The organism is Stenotrophomonas maltophilia group sp. vghtpe118, from assembly GCF_052605195.1.
On the sequence record NZ_CP199672.1, the window covers coordinates 4,184,805 to 4,198,762 of the forward strand.

Genomic DNA, 13,958 nt, shown 5'->3' on the forward strand with positions numbered 1-13,958 from the left:
ACCCGATCAGGAAAGCAGCCGAGCATGGGCTCGGCTCTAAGAAGCCGCTACCCCGCGCTGCCACCCAGTGCCTTGAACAGGGTCACGTCGTTGTTCAGCTGGCCCTGGCGCACGCGCGCCAGCGACAGCTCGGCATCGCGCCGGGTCTGCTGCGCTTCCAGCCAGGTGCGCAGATCGGTAGCACCCACGCGATAACGCACTTCCTGCGCGCGCTCCACTTCCACCGCTTCCTCGTACGAAGCCTGCGAGGCAGCGACCTGGCGCGCCAGCTGCTCGCGCGCGGACAGGGCGTTGTCCACTTCCGAGAGCGCGGTGTACAGCGTCTTGCGGAAATTGGTCGCGGCGATCTGATAGCTGGTGCCGGCGATATCGGTATCCAGCTGCGCGCGCTGCAGGTTGAGGAATGGCAGCGAAAGGCCGGCACCCAGCGTGGCCACCGGATTGCGCAGTACATCGCCCAGCGAGGCCGCACTGGAACCGAGGCTGCCGGTCAGGCTCAGCGCCGGGTAGTACTGGGTGGCGGTGACCCTGATGGTCTTCAGGCTGTTGCGCAGGCGGAGTTCTGCCGCACGCAGGTCGGGGCGGCGGCCGAGCAGGTCGGCCGGCAGCCCCTCGACAATGCGCGGGCTGTGTGCGCCCAGCAGGTCCTGCGGTTCGTCCTGCTGGGGCCAGGGCGTGCCGTCCAGCAGCACGGTCAGTGCGTTGCGCACCTCCACCCGCTGCTGTTCCAGCGCGCTCTGCGAGGCGCGCTGCGATTGCAGGTTCTGCAGCGCCTGGCGCACTTCCAGGCGCGATACCGCACCGGCGTCGAAGCGGGCCTGCACCAGTTCGCGGGTGCGCTCCAGCCGCTCCAGGTTGGCCTGGCCGGTGGCGATCGACTGGTTCAGGTAGGCCAGGTTCCAGTACTGGGTGATGGTGTCGCTGATCACCAGCAGGGCGGTATTCTGCCGGTCTTCCTCGCTGGCTTCGGCTTCCCAGCGGGCGATGTCGCGCTGGGTGCGCAGGCGTCCCCACAGATCCACCTCCCAGCCCAGCGATACGCCGGTGGAGTAGCTGCGGCGCCATTCGTCGGCCTGGTCGGTGGCGCGGCTGGCATTGCCGCTGACGCCCGATGACGAAGGCTGCGGCCACAGCGCGTTGCTGGCCAGGCCGGCCTGCAGGCGCGAACGCTGCACGGCCAGGCCGGCGGCGGCCAGGTCGCTGTTGGCGGCCAGCGCCTGCGCCACCAGGCGGTCCAGGCGCTCGTCGCCGAAGCCGGTCCACCAGGTGTCCTGGCGGATGTCGTGGCCCGGTGTGTCCAGGCTGCTGCGCGGGTCGTCGGCCGGTGCGTTGAGGGTGGCATCGCCACGCCCATACTGGGCCGCCACGTCGGGATCGGCCACCGGATAGCGGCCGACAGAGGCGCAGCCAGACAGGGCGAGCAGAACGGCACCCGCCAGCAGCCGGCGCGAGGGGGCAGGGAAGGGCAGTCGGGTCATCATCTTCATTCGCGTGCCAGGGCCTCTACCGGGTCGAGCTGCGCGGCGTTGCGCGCGGGCAGGAAGCCGAATGCCACGCCGATCAGGGTCGAGCAGGCGAAGGCGGCAACAATCGAGGCGGTGGAGAACAGCACCTGGAAGTCGCTGGCGAAGCGGCCGATCATCGAGCCCAGCAGCAGGGCCAGGCCGATGCCGAGCACGCCACCGAGCAGGCACACCAGCACCGCTTCGATCAGGAACTGCTGGCGGATATCACCTTGTCGTGCACCGACGGCCATGCGCACCCCGATCTCTCGGGTGCGCTCGGTCACCGACACCAGCATGATGTTCATCACGCCGATGCCGCCGACCAGCAGCGCGATGGCGGCGATGGCGCCGATCAGCAGGGTCATCGTGCGCGTGGTCTGTTCGATGGTGTCGCGGATCTCCGCGCTGTTGCTGAGGAAGAAATCCTCGGTGCCGTGGCGCATCGTCAGCAGGCGGGTGATCGCTTCCTGAGCGGCATCCATCGGTGTGTTGTCGTCCACGCGCACGGTGATGCTGGAGACATGGCTCTGGCCGAGCATGCGCGACATCACCGTGGTGTAGGGCACCCACACGCTGAGGCTGGTGCTGCCACCGAAGCCGAAACTCTGGCGCTTGGCCACGCCGACCACGCGTGCCGGCACGTTGCCGAGCAGGATCACCTGTCCGACCGGGTCGACATCGGGGAAGAACTGGGTCTGGGTGTTCTCGTCGATCACCGCCACCTGGCCCAGGCCCTTGACTGCATCGGCATCGAAGAAGCTGCCACTGAGCAGAGTCACGCCCTTGACCCGGAAGAACTGCTCGCCGACGCCGCTGACCTGGGCGGTGGACGACTGGTTGCGGTAACGCGCGGTGACCGAGGTCGACACGCTGGGCGTGGCGCTGTCCACGTAGCTCTGCTTTGCCAGTGCATCGGCATCGCTGGCCTTGAGCGTCTGTACCCGCGCCGACCGCATGTCGCCGAATCCACGGCCTGGATAGACGTCGATGGTGTTGGTGCCGAGCGCGCTGATGTTCTGCAGGATCTGCTGCTGCGAGCCATTGCCCAGCGCCACCACCGAGACCACCGAGGCGATGCCGATGATGATGCCGAGCATGGTCAGGAAGGTGCGCAGGCGATGGGCGTTCATCGCCAGCAGCGCCATGCGGAACGCTTCGGTGAAGCGGTCGCGGGCCGCCCGCCAGCTGTTGCCGTGGGCGACGCCGGTACTGGCTTCGCGCTGGGCGCGGTAACTCGGCGCATCCGGATTGGCGCGGTCGGCAATGATCTCGCCATCGCGGATCTCGATGATGCGCTGCGCGTGCTGGGCCACGCTCATGTCGTGGGTGACGATGATGATGGTGTGGCCTTCGGCATGCAGTTCGCCGAGGATCGCCATCACTTCCTCACCGGATTTCGTATCGAGCGCGCCTGTTGGTTCGTCGGCCAGGATCACCTCGCCGCCGTTCATCAGGGCGCGTGCGATCGACACGCGCTGCTGCTGGCCACCGGAAAGCTGGCCTGGCTTGTGATGCATGCGGTCGCCCAGCCCCAGCCGCCGCAGCAGTTGCTCGGCACGCGCGTTGCGCACCGGCCCGGGACTGCCGGCGTAAACGGCCGGCACTTCCACATTGCCGCGCGCGTCGAGGTCGCCGAGCAGGTGGTAGCGCTGGAAGATGAAACCAAAATGCTCGCGGCGCAGTTCGGCCAGTTCGTCCGGCTCCATCTTTCCGGTTTCGCGGCCGGCCACCTGGTAGCTGCCGCGAGTGGGACGGTCAAGGCAGCCGAGGATGTTCATCAGCGTCGACTTGCCCGAGCCGGACTGGCCAACGATGGCGACCATCTCGCCGGCGTGGATGTCGAGATGGACGTCGCGCAGTACGGCGATCACATCGTCGCCGGCCGGGAATTCACGTCGCAGGTCGCGCAGGCGCAGCAGCGGCGCCGTCGTGCTCATCGGCGCCCCATGCCCGGGCCACCGACCCGCATCTGCATGCCGCCGCGGTTGCCGCCGGTGCTGGCACCGGCCGCACCGGCTTCGCCGACCACCACGCGCTCGCCTTCCTTCAAGCCGGACAGGATCTCGGCCGAGGCGCCGTTGTTGATGCCCACGGTGACCTTGCGCGGCTGCGGTTGGCCCTCGTCGTCCAGCACCCGCACCATCCGCTCATCGCCACGGCGCTTCGGTCCCAGTGCCACCGCCGGCACCATCAGCACGCCCTTGGCCTGCTTGAGCAGTACCGAGACCTGCGCGGTCATGTCGATGCGCAGCGTACCGTCCGGGTTTTCCACATCAAACAGCGCGTTGTAGTAGACCGCGCTGCTGGAACTGGAACTGGACGAACTGCTGGAGCTGGAGGAGCTTTCGTTGGCGATCGAGGCCGGCGCCGGATTGATCTGGCGCAGCGTGGCGTGATACTTGCGGTCCGGGTCGCCCAGGGTGGTGAAGTACACCGGCATGCCGGGCTTGATCTTGACCACGTCGGCCTCGGAGATCTCGGCATTGACGGTGACCACGTCCAGCCGCGCCAGCATGACGATGGTCGGTGCGGTCTGGTTGGCGTTCACGGTACGGCCTTCTTCGGCCACCACCGCGACCACGGTGCCGTCCATCGGTGCGGTGATGCGGGTGTAGGCCAGGTTGGCGCGGGCGGTGCCCAGCTCGGTTTCGCGGCCCTTGATCTGCGCCTCGTAGGACTGCAGTTGGGCGCGGGCGGTCTTCAGCTGTGCCTCGGCGGCATCGTATTCCTGGCGCGAGGTGGCCTCGGCGGCCAGCATCTGCTGCTGGCGCGCGAACTCCAGTTCGGCCTGGCGCAGGGTGGCTTGCTGCACCGCGCGCTGGGCAGTGACCTGGTCCAGCGAGGCCTGCGCGTTGAGCACCTGGTTCTGCTGGGTGGTGGCATCGATCTCGGCGATCAGGTCGCCTTCCTTCACGGTGTCGCCCAGCTGTACCTTCAGCGATTTGATCTGGCCCGAGGCCTGCGCGCCGACGCTGACCAGCTTGTAGGCGTCGATCACGCCGGTGGCATCCACCGTTTGTTCAATGTCACCGCGGCTGACCGGCGAGGTTGCCACCGCCGGGGCGGCGGGCTTGCGCAGCAGCCACCAGGCGGTCGCGGCGACGATCAGGGCGAGCAGGGCGATCAGCATCAGGCGACTCCGGTGGGTCGCTGGCAGCAGGCGGAACGTCACGTCGTGGCTTCACTCTCGAGGCCGCGAAGGCGGCGTTGATGGGCATTGTGAAGACCGGGCGATGGACGGCTCAATCCTCGGGGTATGTCTGTATGTAACACTGTCGGTGAACAGGCGTAACCACAGGTATCCCGCCCGCGGGTGGATACACTGGTACGCATTGCCCCGGATGCGGTTCAGCTGCCGACACGGGATGATCGCGACATGGAGACTGAAAACCCGATGCATCGACTGCTGATCGTCGACGACGACAACGACATCCGCACGCTGCTGGCCGAGCAGCTCGGCCGCGCCGGCTACCAGGTGAGCACTGCGGCCGATGGCACCGCCATGCGCCAGCTGCTGGACCGCGAGCACGTGGACCTGATCGTGCTGGACCTCAACCTGCCGCGCGAGGATGGTCTGACCCTGTGCCGTGACCTGCGTGCGCGTTCGAACACGCCGGTGATCATGCTGACCGCGCGCGCCGAGCCGATCGACCGCGTGCTGGGCCTGGAAATGGGCGCCGACGACTACCTGGCCAAGCCGTTCGAGCCGCGCGAGCTGCTGGCGCGCATCCGCAACGTGCTGCGCCGGACCGAGGCGCTGCCGGCCAACCTGGAACCGCTGGCGGTACGCCGCGCGCGTTTCTCGCGCTGGGTATTCGACCTGGAGCATCGCCACCTGGTCGATCCGGATGGCCGCGTGGTGGTGCTGTCCGGCGCCGAGTTCCGCCTGCTGCGGGTGTTCATCGCCCACGCCAACAAGGTGCTGTCGCGCGAGCAGCTGGTCGCGCTCAGCAGTGGCCGCAACTACGAGGCTCAGGACCGCGCGATCGACCTGCAGGTCAGCCGCCTGCGCAACAAGCTGGGCGACGATGGTGGCCCGGATGGACTGATCAAGACCGTGCGCAACGAAGGCTACGTGCTGGCCTCGTCGGTCAACCTGGAATAATCCGCGATGAAGCGCCTGCGCCATTTCCTGTCCTCGATGGTCGGGCGGTTGTTCGTGATCCTGCTGCTGGGCATGGCGGTGGCTGCGATCGGCGCGACCATGCTGGCCACCTCCAAGCGCCAGCAGGAGTTCGAGCGGCAGAACCTGAACCGCATCGCCGACCGCCTGCAGGGCTACGTCAACCTGCTGGACGGCAATCCGGAGCTGCGCGAGCGCCTGCTGGCGATCGGCGGGCCGAGCGTGCGCGCGCTGCAGCCGGGCGCACGCCTGGGGCGTGCCGACACGGCGCTGATGGAAGTACTGGAAGACCGCCCCGGGCCGGTGTCGCGCGCGCACGTGCACTTCGCTTCGTTCCGCTCCTGCATTCCCAAACTGCAGGAGCTGCTGCCGCCGCCGCCGCCGGGCCACCGGCGGCCGCCGCGCGAACGCGACCCCGCGTTCATCCCGCCCAGATGCCGTGCAGTGGACGTGACCCTCAACGACGGCACGCTGCTGAAGCTGGCACTGGACTCGCCGGCGGTGGCGCACAACGGCATCCTCGCCGTGGACCCATGGTTCCTGACCCTGCTGGTGCTGGCGATTGCCGTGCTGGCCTATATCGTCGCGCGCATGGCCAGCGCGCCGCTGCAGGAACTGGCCGCAGCCGCAGAAGACCTTGGCGATGACCTGCAGCGCGACCCGTTGCCACTGCGCGGGCCGCGCGAAGTGCAGCGTGCCGCCGAAGCCTTCAACGCCATGCAGCACCGCCTGCAGCGGCACCTGGCCGAACGCACGCAGATGCTGGCGGCGATCACCCACGACCTGCAGACGCCGCTGACGCGGCTGCGCCTGCGCCTGGAGAATGTCAGCGACGAGGCCCTGCGTGAGCGCCTGATCGGCGACCTGGCGGCGATGCAGGCGCTGGTGCGCGAGGGCCTGGAACTGGCGCGCAGCGCCGAGAGTGCCGAGCAGCGCGCCGCACTGGACCTGGATTCGCTGCTGGAGAGCATTGTTGAGGACGCCGCCGAAGGCGGCGGTGATGTGGTCTTCGAAGGGGGCAGTGGTTCGGTGCTGATGTTGCGTCCGTTGGCCATGCACCGGCTGTTCTCCAACCTGGTGGACAACGCGGTGATGTACGCGCAGCGGGCACGGGTGCGGGTTGAGCGGAGCGGCGGTGCAATTACCGTGGTGGTGGCCGATGACGGCCCGGGCCTGGCCGAAGAGCAGCTGGAGGCGGTGTTCGATCCGTTCGTGCGGGTGGAGACCTCGCGTTCGCGCGAAACCGGCGGGGCCGGCCTGGGCCTGACCATCGCGCGCGCCCTGGCCGAGAAGGACGGCGCCCGGCTGTGGCTGCGCAACCGGGCCGAAGGTGGCCTGGAGGCGGTGGTGCAGTGGCCGGCCAGTGCCCAGGTGGTGGCGCCCGGCCGCGCCGGCTGAGTCGGCGCGCTGCGGACGGTGACGCCGGGGCCGGGGTTTGGCCTATCATCTGCGCATCTCCCCAGTCTCCCCCCGATGAGCCAGCCCGTTCCTGCCGGCATGCCATTGCACGCTGCCCGGCCGTTCCCGCACGCTGCCGCGTCCTGCAGCCGCACCTGGCCGCCGCCGCTGCGGTGATGGGCGGGCAGGGGGACAAGAGGCGCTGGGTGGAGCGCCGCGCATCAGGATTCAGGCGGGCACTGCGGCAGGGCCTGTTGTGGCTGCTGCTGGCCCTCGCGCTGCCGTTGGCTGCGCAGGAAGGCGCGCCCCCGCTGCGCGACTACGCCATTGATGTATGGACCTCGCGCAATGGCCTGCCGCACAACTCGCTGCGCGACATTGCGCAGACACCGGAAGGCCATCTGTGGTTCGCCACCTGGGAAGGGCTGGTGCGCTACAACGGCCTGGATTTCACCGTGTTCGACCGCAGCACGCGCCCGGGCCTGCGCGACAACGGCATCGGTGCTCTGTTCGTCGACCGCCAGGGCGGACTGTGGATCAGCGATTCACGCGGCAACGTCAGCCACCGTGGCAGTGATGGCCAATGGCGGGTCTGGGAGCACCAGGCCGATACGCCGCAGGTGTTGATCCAGTCCATGCAGATGGACAGCCAGGGCCGGCTGTGGCTGCTGTACGAAGGCAAGGGCATCGGCTACCTGACGCCGGACAGCGGCATTGTCTACCAGGCGCCGGCGGCGGACCTGCCGATGGCGATGAGCTTCACCAGGCTGGTGGTCGACGCGCAGGACCGGGTCTGGGTCGGTACGCTGGACGGGCTGGTGCTGCGCGACAACGATGGCGTGCTCAAGCGCGCCCCCGCCGCATGGGGGCTGGGTGCCGGCAGTGGCCTGTCGTGGCCCTACCGTGCGCCGGATGGCGCGTTGTGGATCGTCGCCGGTGAGCGCCTGTACCGGGTGGAGGACGACCAGCTGGTGCTGGTGCACCGCCTGCCGGGCCAGCTGCACATGACCTCGATGCTGCAGGACCGGCACGGTGACCTGTGGCTGGGCACCGAGAACCAGGGCCTGCTGCGCATCTCCGCACATGGCCTGGAGCGACTGCCGGCCGGCCTGAACCTGCCGGGCGGACGCGTGGTCAGCCTGCGCGAGGATGCCGAAGGCAGCATCTGGGTGGGCGCCAACGGCGGGCTCTATCGCCTGCGCGAAACACTGTTCAGCAGCTACACCGAGCGCGATGGGCTCAGTGGCGACTACGTGCGCACGGTATTCGAGGATCGAGATCGCCAGCTGTGGGTCGGCAGCGCCAGTGGCTTGGACCTGCAGACGCCGGATGGCCGGTTCCGTGCCGTGCCGCTGCGCAACCGCGGTGGCAAGGCACCGTCCGTCCTGAGCCTGGCGCAGGGGCCGGATGGTGATCTGTGGGTGGGCACCTTCGGCGATGGGGTCTACCGGCTCGGCCGCGACGGCCACCTGCGCCACAACTACGCGGCAGCCGACGGCATGCCGGGTGGCAACATCCGTGCGATCAGCGTTGATTCCCAGGGCGTGGTCTGGGCCGGCACGCAGAAGGGCGTGGTGCGCATCGACGGCGACCATGTGCAGGTCTCGAACGTGCCGGGCATGCCCGGCGGCCTGATCACCGCGCTTGAGCATGACCATCAGGGCAACCTGTGGATCGGCACCATCGAAGGCATCCGCGTGCTGCGCGGCGACCACGTGCAGTCGATCGATCTGGCGCCGCTGGGCGGTGGCCGCAGCGTGTTCGGCTTCCACCAGCTGGGCGACGCGATGTGGATCAGCAGTGATCGCGGCCTTTACCGCTGGCGCAATGGCAGGCTGGCACGGGTCGGCCTGGAGCAGGGCATGCCGGTGGATGCGGTGTTCCAGCTGGTGCCGGATCGCCTTGGCAATGTGTGGATCAGCAGTAATCGCGGCGTGTTGCGCACCGATATGGCCACCCTCAACGCCGTGGCCGATGGCCGCACGCCGCGGGTGGCGGTGGAGCGTTACAACGAGATCGACGGCATGGTCAATGCACAGGCCAACGGCAGCTCCAGCCCATCGGCGATCCTGCGCCAGGACGGCACGTTCTGGGTGGTCACCGCAGGCGGCCTGAGCACGGTCGACCCGCAGCGCCTGCAGCGTTTCCGCGAGCGGCCATCGCCGCCAGCCGCGATCGAGAGCGTGCAGGTGGATGGCGCGCCGGTGCATTGGGAAGGGCCGGATCGCAACCATATTCCCGGGGGGCGCCGGTTGGCGGTGAGTTATGTCGGCCTGAGCTACCTGATGTCTGACCGGATCCGCTACCGCACGCGGCTGGACGGGCTGGATGCCGGCTGGGTCGAGCGCGGCCCGCAGCGCAGCGTCGAGTTCGTCGGACTGCCGCCGGGCGACTACACCCTGCATGTGGCGGCCGCCCATCCCGGCGGCAGCTGGGGCCAACAGGAGGCGGTGTGGAGCTTCACCGTGGAGCCGTTCTGGTGGCAGCGCCGCAGCGTGCAGGTGCTGGCGGGGATGCTGCTGCTGGCTGGCCTTGTGGCCCTGTACCGGCTGCTGCTGCAGCAGCTGAAGGCCAGCAATCTGCGCCTGGCACGGCGGGTGGACGAAGCGACCTTCGACCTGCAGGCCAAGACGGTGCACCTGCAGGCGCTGAACCAGGAAAAGACCGAACTGGCCGAGCGCCTGGCGCGCCAGGCCGAAGCCTTCGAGCGGCAGGCCCGCGAGGATGCCCTGACCGGCCTGGCCAATCGCCGCGCCTTCGACGAAACGCTGGCGCGTGACTTCGCCCGGTCACAGCGCAGTGGTCATCCGTTGTGCCTGGTGGTGCTCGACATCGATCACTTCAAGGAGGTCAACGACCGCCACAGCCACAGCATCGGCGATGCCGTGCTGGTGCAGGTGGCGTCATTGATCGCAGCGGCCTGCCGCGACTCCGACCTGCCGGCGCGCACCGGCGGCGAAGAGTTCGCGCTGCTGCTCAACGACACCCGCCTGGAGGAAGCCGCACAGCTGTGCGCGCGCCTGCGTGGCCTGTTCCATGATCATCCCGATTGGGGCGGCGTGGCGGGCCTGCGTGTCACCTTCAGCGCGGGCCTGGTAGAGCTGGATGCCGACGACCGCACCCCGGCACTGCTGTACCAGCGCGCCGACCGCGCGCTGTACCGCGCCAAGAGCGACGGCCGCGATCGCACGAGCATCGGTTGATCGCATCCACGCATGGCGTGGATCTACTGGAGTGCCGCACCAACCGGCGGTGCCGACCAATGGTCGGCACCCACCAAAGGAGTACCCACCACAGAGGTCGTCGGCAGCCCCAACGAGCGCAGCGATCCGCTGTTGCTCCTGCTTTCTGATCTTTCCGTGGCACCCAGCAACGTGTCCGTGGCCGGACGGGTGGGCTGCGCAGGGGCGTGAGCCGCATGGATGCGGCGACCGAGCTTACATGGACGTACTTGCAGCGTCCCCTGCGCAGTCCACCCGCCCGGCCCAACTGATGATTCGCTTCACGCCACGAGGGGCTCCGCCGTTGGCCGCTTCACCGCGGCCAGGCGTTGGCGATGGTGCAGAACAGCCGCGCGGTCTGCTCGGTGTCATACACCGCGCTGTGTGCCTCGTTGGCATCCCAACCCAGCCCGGCGGCGGTGGCCGCACGCGCCAGCACGGTCTGGCCGTAGGCGATACCGGCCAGGGTGACCGTGTCGAACACGCTGAACGGATGGAACGGGTTGCGCTTGTGGCCGGTGCGGGCCACGGCCGCGTTGACGAAGCCGAGGTCGAAATGCGCGTTGTGGCCCACCAGGATCGCGCGCTGGCAGCCGTACTTCTTCATCGCCGCACGCACCGGAGTGAAGATGTGGTCCAACGCCGCTTTTTCTTCCTTGGCCAGCCGGAACGGGTGGTCGAGGATGATGCCGGTCACTTCCAGCGACTTCGGATCGATTTCCAGGCCCTCGGCTGGGACCACGTGGGCACTGGCGGTCTGGCCGGGGTAGAGCAGGCCGTTCTCGTCCATCTCGATCGGCACCGCAGCGATTTCCAGCAGCGCATTGCGCTGGCTGTCGAAGCCACCGGTTTCCACATCCACCACCACCGGCAGGAAGCCGCGGAAGCGTTGTGACATCGCGCGCTGCGCCTGGGGTACTGCGGAATCGGGAGCGGCGGCAGGTGCGGAGGGGGAGTCAGTCATGCGTGAATTCTAGCAGAGCGACCCTGAGCGCCCGGCCAGCCTTCTGCGCATGGGTTCCCTGCGTGGGCGTGTGTCGACCAAGGTCGACACCTACCGGGCACCGCACGCTCAGGATTCCGGTGCCAACCTTGGTTGGCACACGGCGCACCGATCATGGCCGGCATCTAGCGCACCGCAGGCCGTGCCGTCGTGACCGATAGCTGCCACCGGGCCAACCAGGCGTCCACGCTCAGCTTGCCGGCGCCAGTGAAGATCAGCGGCAGCAGCATGGCCATGAACAGCACCGGCAGCTTGAAGTTGCCGTAGCCCTGGTCGCTGATGGCATACCCCATCGCGAGGTCACCCAGCGAATTCCATTGCATCGGCCAATGCACCGCATAGGTCGCCACCACGGTCAGCACCAGCAGGCTGGCGGCGGCGAAGCGGGTACCGAAACCAAACAGCAGGCAGGCCGCGCCAACCAGTTCGAACCAGGTGGCCAGCTGCCAGTTCAGGGCAGCAGGCAGTTGGTTGAACGGGAACGGGAAGGCGTCCTGCAGGTCGGCGAACCAGTTCTGGCCGTGCAGCTTCTCACGGCCGGATTCGAAGTATTCCCAGGCCAGCAGCAGGCGCAGGCCCAGCGGCGCCACCCAAGGGGCGAGACGGTCCAGCCGGCCGCGCGCGGCGGCCAGGAGCGGCAGGTTCATCGTTGGATCTCCAGTGGAAGAGGCGTCAGGGCGGGGGTGCGAGCGGGCCGATCACGCCGGCCTGCAGGAACTGCAGCAGCAGTGCAGCACCGGGCTCGGCCAGTGCGTCTTCGGCCAGGCCGTGCGAGGTGGCCAGCTGCTGCAGGTACGTCTGTCCTTCCAGGCCGGGCCGTTCGCCGATGCTGGCCAGCAGGTGTACCGCCAGCGGGCTGAGCGCGGCGAATCGCACTTCACCGTCGGCTTCGCGGCGGACCAGCAGGCCGGTGGGTTCTGGAAGGGGCTGGGTCGGCGCATCCTCTGCACCGAGACGGTGCACCGGCCATTGGTACAGCAGCGGCCATGCCAGCGGCGAACGCCGCAGCGGCACCCGAAGTGGATCAGTATCGCCAGGCGCAGGAAGCGGTTCGGCCTGCAGCTGGTACAGCGCGGTTTCCACCCACTCGTAGTGCGCCAGTTCGGCCAATGCCGGGTGCGGCAGCTGTGGCTGCGCCTGCAGCCACTGCACAAATTCAGCGGCCAATTCGGTGAACAGCGGTGTCTGGCAGCGATGCGTGGCGAAGTAGTGGCGCACCAGGGCGCTCCAGGCCGGTTCGCCAAGCAGGCGCACGCAGACCGGGAAACCGTTGCTCAACAGGCCGAGCAGGTTGTTGAACAGCAGGTGCCGGTATACCGCGACCCGGCGTGGATCCAGGCCGGCCGGCGCAGGTACCGCCTGCGGGTCGCGCAGGTGTGCGGTGAACGCGTGCTGCTGCGCGCGCAGGGTGTCGGCGGAATCAATCATGTGCCATCCCGGCGTGCGTGGCCTGCAGGCGGCGGATGGTCTGCAGTTCGCCCTGCAGTTCTGCATAAGGCGGGAAATTGAAATCGCGTTCGAGCAGGGTGGGGCGCGGGCCGATGCGTGCATAGGTACGTGCCAGCAGCGCCCAGACCGGATCGATCACCGCGCTGCCGTGGGTATCGATTTTCAGGTCCGGGGCTTCATCCAGATGACCGGCCACATGCAGGCAGACGATGCGCTGCGCAGGCAGGCCGGCGATGAAGGCATCGGCATCGTAGCCGTGGTTGCAGGCGTTGACGTAGACGTTGTTGACGTCCAGCAGCAGGTCGCAGTCGGCTTCGGCGAGCACCGCATTGGTGAACGCCAGCTCGTCCATCGCCGGTTCCGGTGCCAGGTAGTAGGACACGTTCTCCACCGCGATACGGCGGCCCAGCAGGTCCTGCACCGTGCGGATGCGCGCGGCGGTATGGCGCACGGCTTCGTCGGTAAAGGGAATCGGCAGCAGGTCGTACAGGTGGCCGTCGTCGCTGCAGTAGCTCAGGTGCTCGCTGTACAGCGGCACGCGGTGCTTCTCCAGGAACCGGCCGACCTGTTCCAGCAGCTGGGTATCCAGCGGTGCACTGCCGCCCAGCGACAGCGACAGGCCGTGGCAGCTCAGCGGATGGCGCTGCGCCAGTTCAGCCAGGGCATCACCGGCCGGGCCGCCGACATGGATCCAGTTCTCCGGTGCGCATTCGAGGAAGTCGAAGTCGCCTTCCGGGGCGTCACGCAGGTCCTGCAGCAGCGCCCGGCGCAGGCCCAACCCGGCGGCCGCCGCACGAAGCGGCGACCGCGGGTGGACGAGGCTGGCGCGGACGTCAGTGCTTGCCACCGCACTTGCCTTCGCCGCACTTGCCTTCAGCCGACTTCGTGTCGCCGGCCTTGGCCTTGGCGCCCGCTGCGCCGGCAGCCTTGCCCTTGTCGGCACCGCACTTGCCTTCGCCGCTCTTGCCATCGGCACCACACTTGCCTTCGGCGTGCTTGGTCGCGTCAGCGGCCATCTTGGTGTCGGCGGCCTTGGCATCGGTGCTGGCCTTGGCTGCCTGGCCGGCCACAAGGTAGCCCTGGGCGAGGTCGCTCATGCTCAGCGCCGAGGCGCTGGCGGTCATGCCCAGGCCGGCGGCCAGGGCGGTAGCGGTCAGCAGGGACAGGGTCTTGTTGGAACTGCTCATCGGTCTTACTCCTGGGTGGTGGGCAGGTGCCCGGGGTGAAACGATGGTGCAGCGATCCTACTCAACGAATCC

The 13,958-nt window shown here is 68.4% G+C and carries 11 protein-coding genes; 3 read left to right on the plus strand and 8 right to left on the minus strand.

The window, feature by feature from the left end:
* Positions 1–47 precede the first annotated feature (47 nt).
* The 3 genes from ACUDTM_RS19115 to ACUDTM_RS19125 are packed head-to-tail and all read right to left on the minus strand — an operon-like array spanning position 48 to position 4,677.
* Positions 48–1,487 (minus strand): efflux transporter outer membrane subunit, encoded by a 1,440-nt coding sequence (locus tag ACUDTM_RS19115; protein ID WP_111007607.1) that lies wholly within the window; start codon positions 1,485–1,487, stop codon positions 48–50.
* Positions 1,484–3,442: a MacB family efflux pump subunit gene (locus tag ACUDTM_RS19120; protein ID WP_227838069.1), complete on the minus strand. Its 1,959-nt coding sequence runs from the start codon at positions 3,440–3,442 to the stop codon at positions 1,484–1,486. Before ACUDTM_RS19120 ends, ACUDTM_RS19115 begins: the two co-directional genes overlap by 4 nt.
* Positions 3,439–4,677 carry an efflux RND transporter periplasmic adaptor subunit gene (locus tag ACUDTM_RS19125; protein ID WP_111007605.1) on the minus strand — a complete coding sequence of 413 codons (1,239 nt, stop codon included), beginning with the start codon at positions 4,675–4,677 and terminating at the stop codon, positions 3,439–3,441. Before ACUDTM_RS19125 ends, ACUDTM_RS19120 begins: the two co-directional genes overlap by 4 nt.
* A gap of 204 nt (positions 4,678–4,881) precedes the next feature.
* On the opposite strand from ACUDTM_RS19125, the gene ACUDTM_RS19130 reads away from it, so the two are divergent.
* The 3 genes from ACUDTM_RS19130 (at position 4,882) to ACUDTM_RS19140 (ending at position 10,229) form a co-directional block, all read left to right on the plus strand.
* Positions 4,882–5,610, plus strand: coding sequence for a response regulator (locus tag ACUDTM_RS19130; protein ID WP_005415886.1), 729 nt, complete (start codon positions 4,882–4,884; stop codon positions 5,608–5,610).
* 6 nt (positions 5,611–5,616) lie between these two features.
* A complete protein-coding gene (locus tag ACUDTM_RS19135; RefSeq protein ID WP_072166784.1) occupies positions 5,617–7,026 on the plus strand; it encodes an ATP-binding protein in 1,410 nt (469 codons plus the stop codon).
* A 176-nt stretch (positions 7,027–7,202) separates the two neighbouring features.
* Positions 7,203–10,229, plus strand: a complete 3,027-nt coding sequence (locus ACUDTM_RS19140; RefSeq protein WP_445391457.1) for a two-component regulator propeller domain-containing protein — start codon at positions 7,203–7,205, stop codon at positions 10,227–10,229.
* A 331-nt stretch (positions 10,230–10,560) separates the two neighbouring features.
* Here the strand turns inward: ACUDTM_RS19140 and rnt are convergent, their stop codons facing one another.
* From rnt to ACUDTM_RS19165, 5 genes are all read right to left on the minus strand, one after another.
* Positions 10,561–11,145: a ribonuclease T gene (gene rnt / locus ACUDTM_RS19145; RefSeq protein WP_005408782.1), complete on the minus strand. Its 585-nt coding sequence runs from the start codon at positions 11,143–11,145 to the stop codon at positions 10,561–10,563.
* 230 nt (positions 11,146–11,375) lie between these two features.
* Positions 11,376–11,897, minus strand: a complete 522-nt coding sequence (locus ACUDTM_RS19150; protein WP_072166783.1) for an HvfX family Cu-binding RiPP maturation protein — start codon at positions 11,895–11,897, stop codon at positions 11,376–11,378.
* Positions 11,898–11,922: 25 nt separating this feature from the next.
* Positions 11,923–12,678: an HvfC family RiPP maturation protein gene (locus ACUDTM_RS19155; RefSeq protein WP_072166782.1), complete on the minus strand. Its 756-nt coding sequence runs from the start codon at positions 12,676–12,678 to the stop codon at positions 11,923–11,925.
* On the minus strand, positions 12,671–13,546 hold the full coding sequence (locus ACUDTM_RS19160; RefSeq protein WP_072166781.1) for an HvfB family MNIO-type RiPP peptide maturase: 876 nt from the start codon (positions 13,544–13,546) through the stop codon (positions 12,671–12,673). Before ACUDTM_RS19160 ends, ACUDTM_RS19155 begins: the two co-directional genes overlap by 8 nt.
* On the minus strand, positions 13,533–13,886 hold the full coding sequence (locus ACUDTM_RS19165) for a hypothetical protein (protein ID WP_069137970.1): 354 nt from the start codon (positions 13,884–13,886) through the stop codon (positions 13,533–13,535). Before ACUDTM_RS19165 ends, ACUDTM_RS19160 begins: the two co-directional genes overlap by 14 nt.
* Positions 13,887–13,958: the final 72 nt, after the last annotated feature.

Coding starts and splice junctions, on each gene's coding strand:
- ACUDTM_RS19120 (WP_227838069.1), bottom strand. CDS start 3,442: ATGAGCACGACGGCGCCGCTGCTGCGCCTGCGCGACCTGCGACGTGAA.
- ACUDTM_RS19135 (WP_072166784.1), top strand. CDS start 5,617: ATGAAGCGCCTGCGCCATTTCCTGTCCTCGATGGTCGGGCGGTTGTTC.
- ACUDTM_RS19150 (WP_072166783.1), bottom strand. CDS start 11,897: ATGAACCTGCCGCTCCTGGCCGCCGCGCGCGGCCGGCTGGACCGTCTC.
- rnt (WP_005408782.1), bottom strand. CDS start 11,145: ATGTCACAACGCTTCCGCGGCTTCCTGCCGGTGGTGGTGGATGTGGAA.
- ACUDTM_RS19165 (WP_069137970.1), bottom strand. CDS start 13,886: ATGAGCAGTTCCAACAAGACCCTGTCCCTGCTGACCGCTACCGCCCTG.
- ACUDTM_RS19155 (WP_072166782.1), bottom strand. CDS start 12,678: ATGATTGATTCCGCCGACACCCTGCGCGCGCAGCAGCACGCGTTCACC.
- ACUDTM_RS19115 (WP_111007607.1), bottom strand. CDS start 1,487: ATGAAGATGATGACCCGACTGCCCTTCCCTGCCCCCTCGCGCCGGCTG.
- ACUDTM_RS19140 (WP_445391457.1), top strand. CDS start 7,203: ATGGGCGGGCAGGGGGACAAGAGGCGCTGGGTGGAGCGCCGCGCATCA.
- ACUDTM_RS19130 (WP_005415886.1), top strand. CDS start 4,882: ATGGAGACTGAAAACCCGATGCATCGACTGCTGATCGTCGACGACGAC.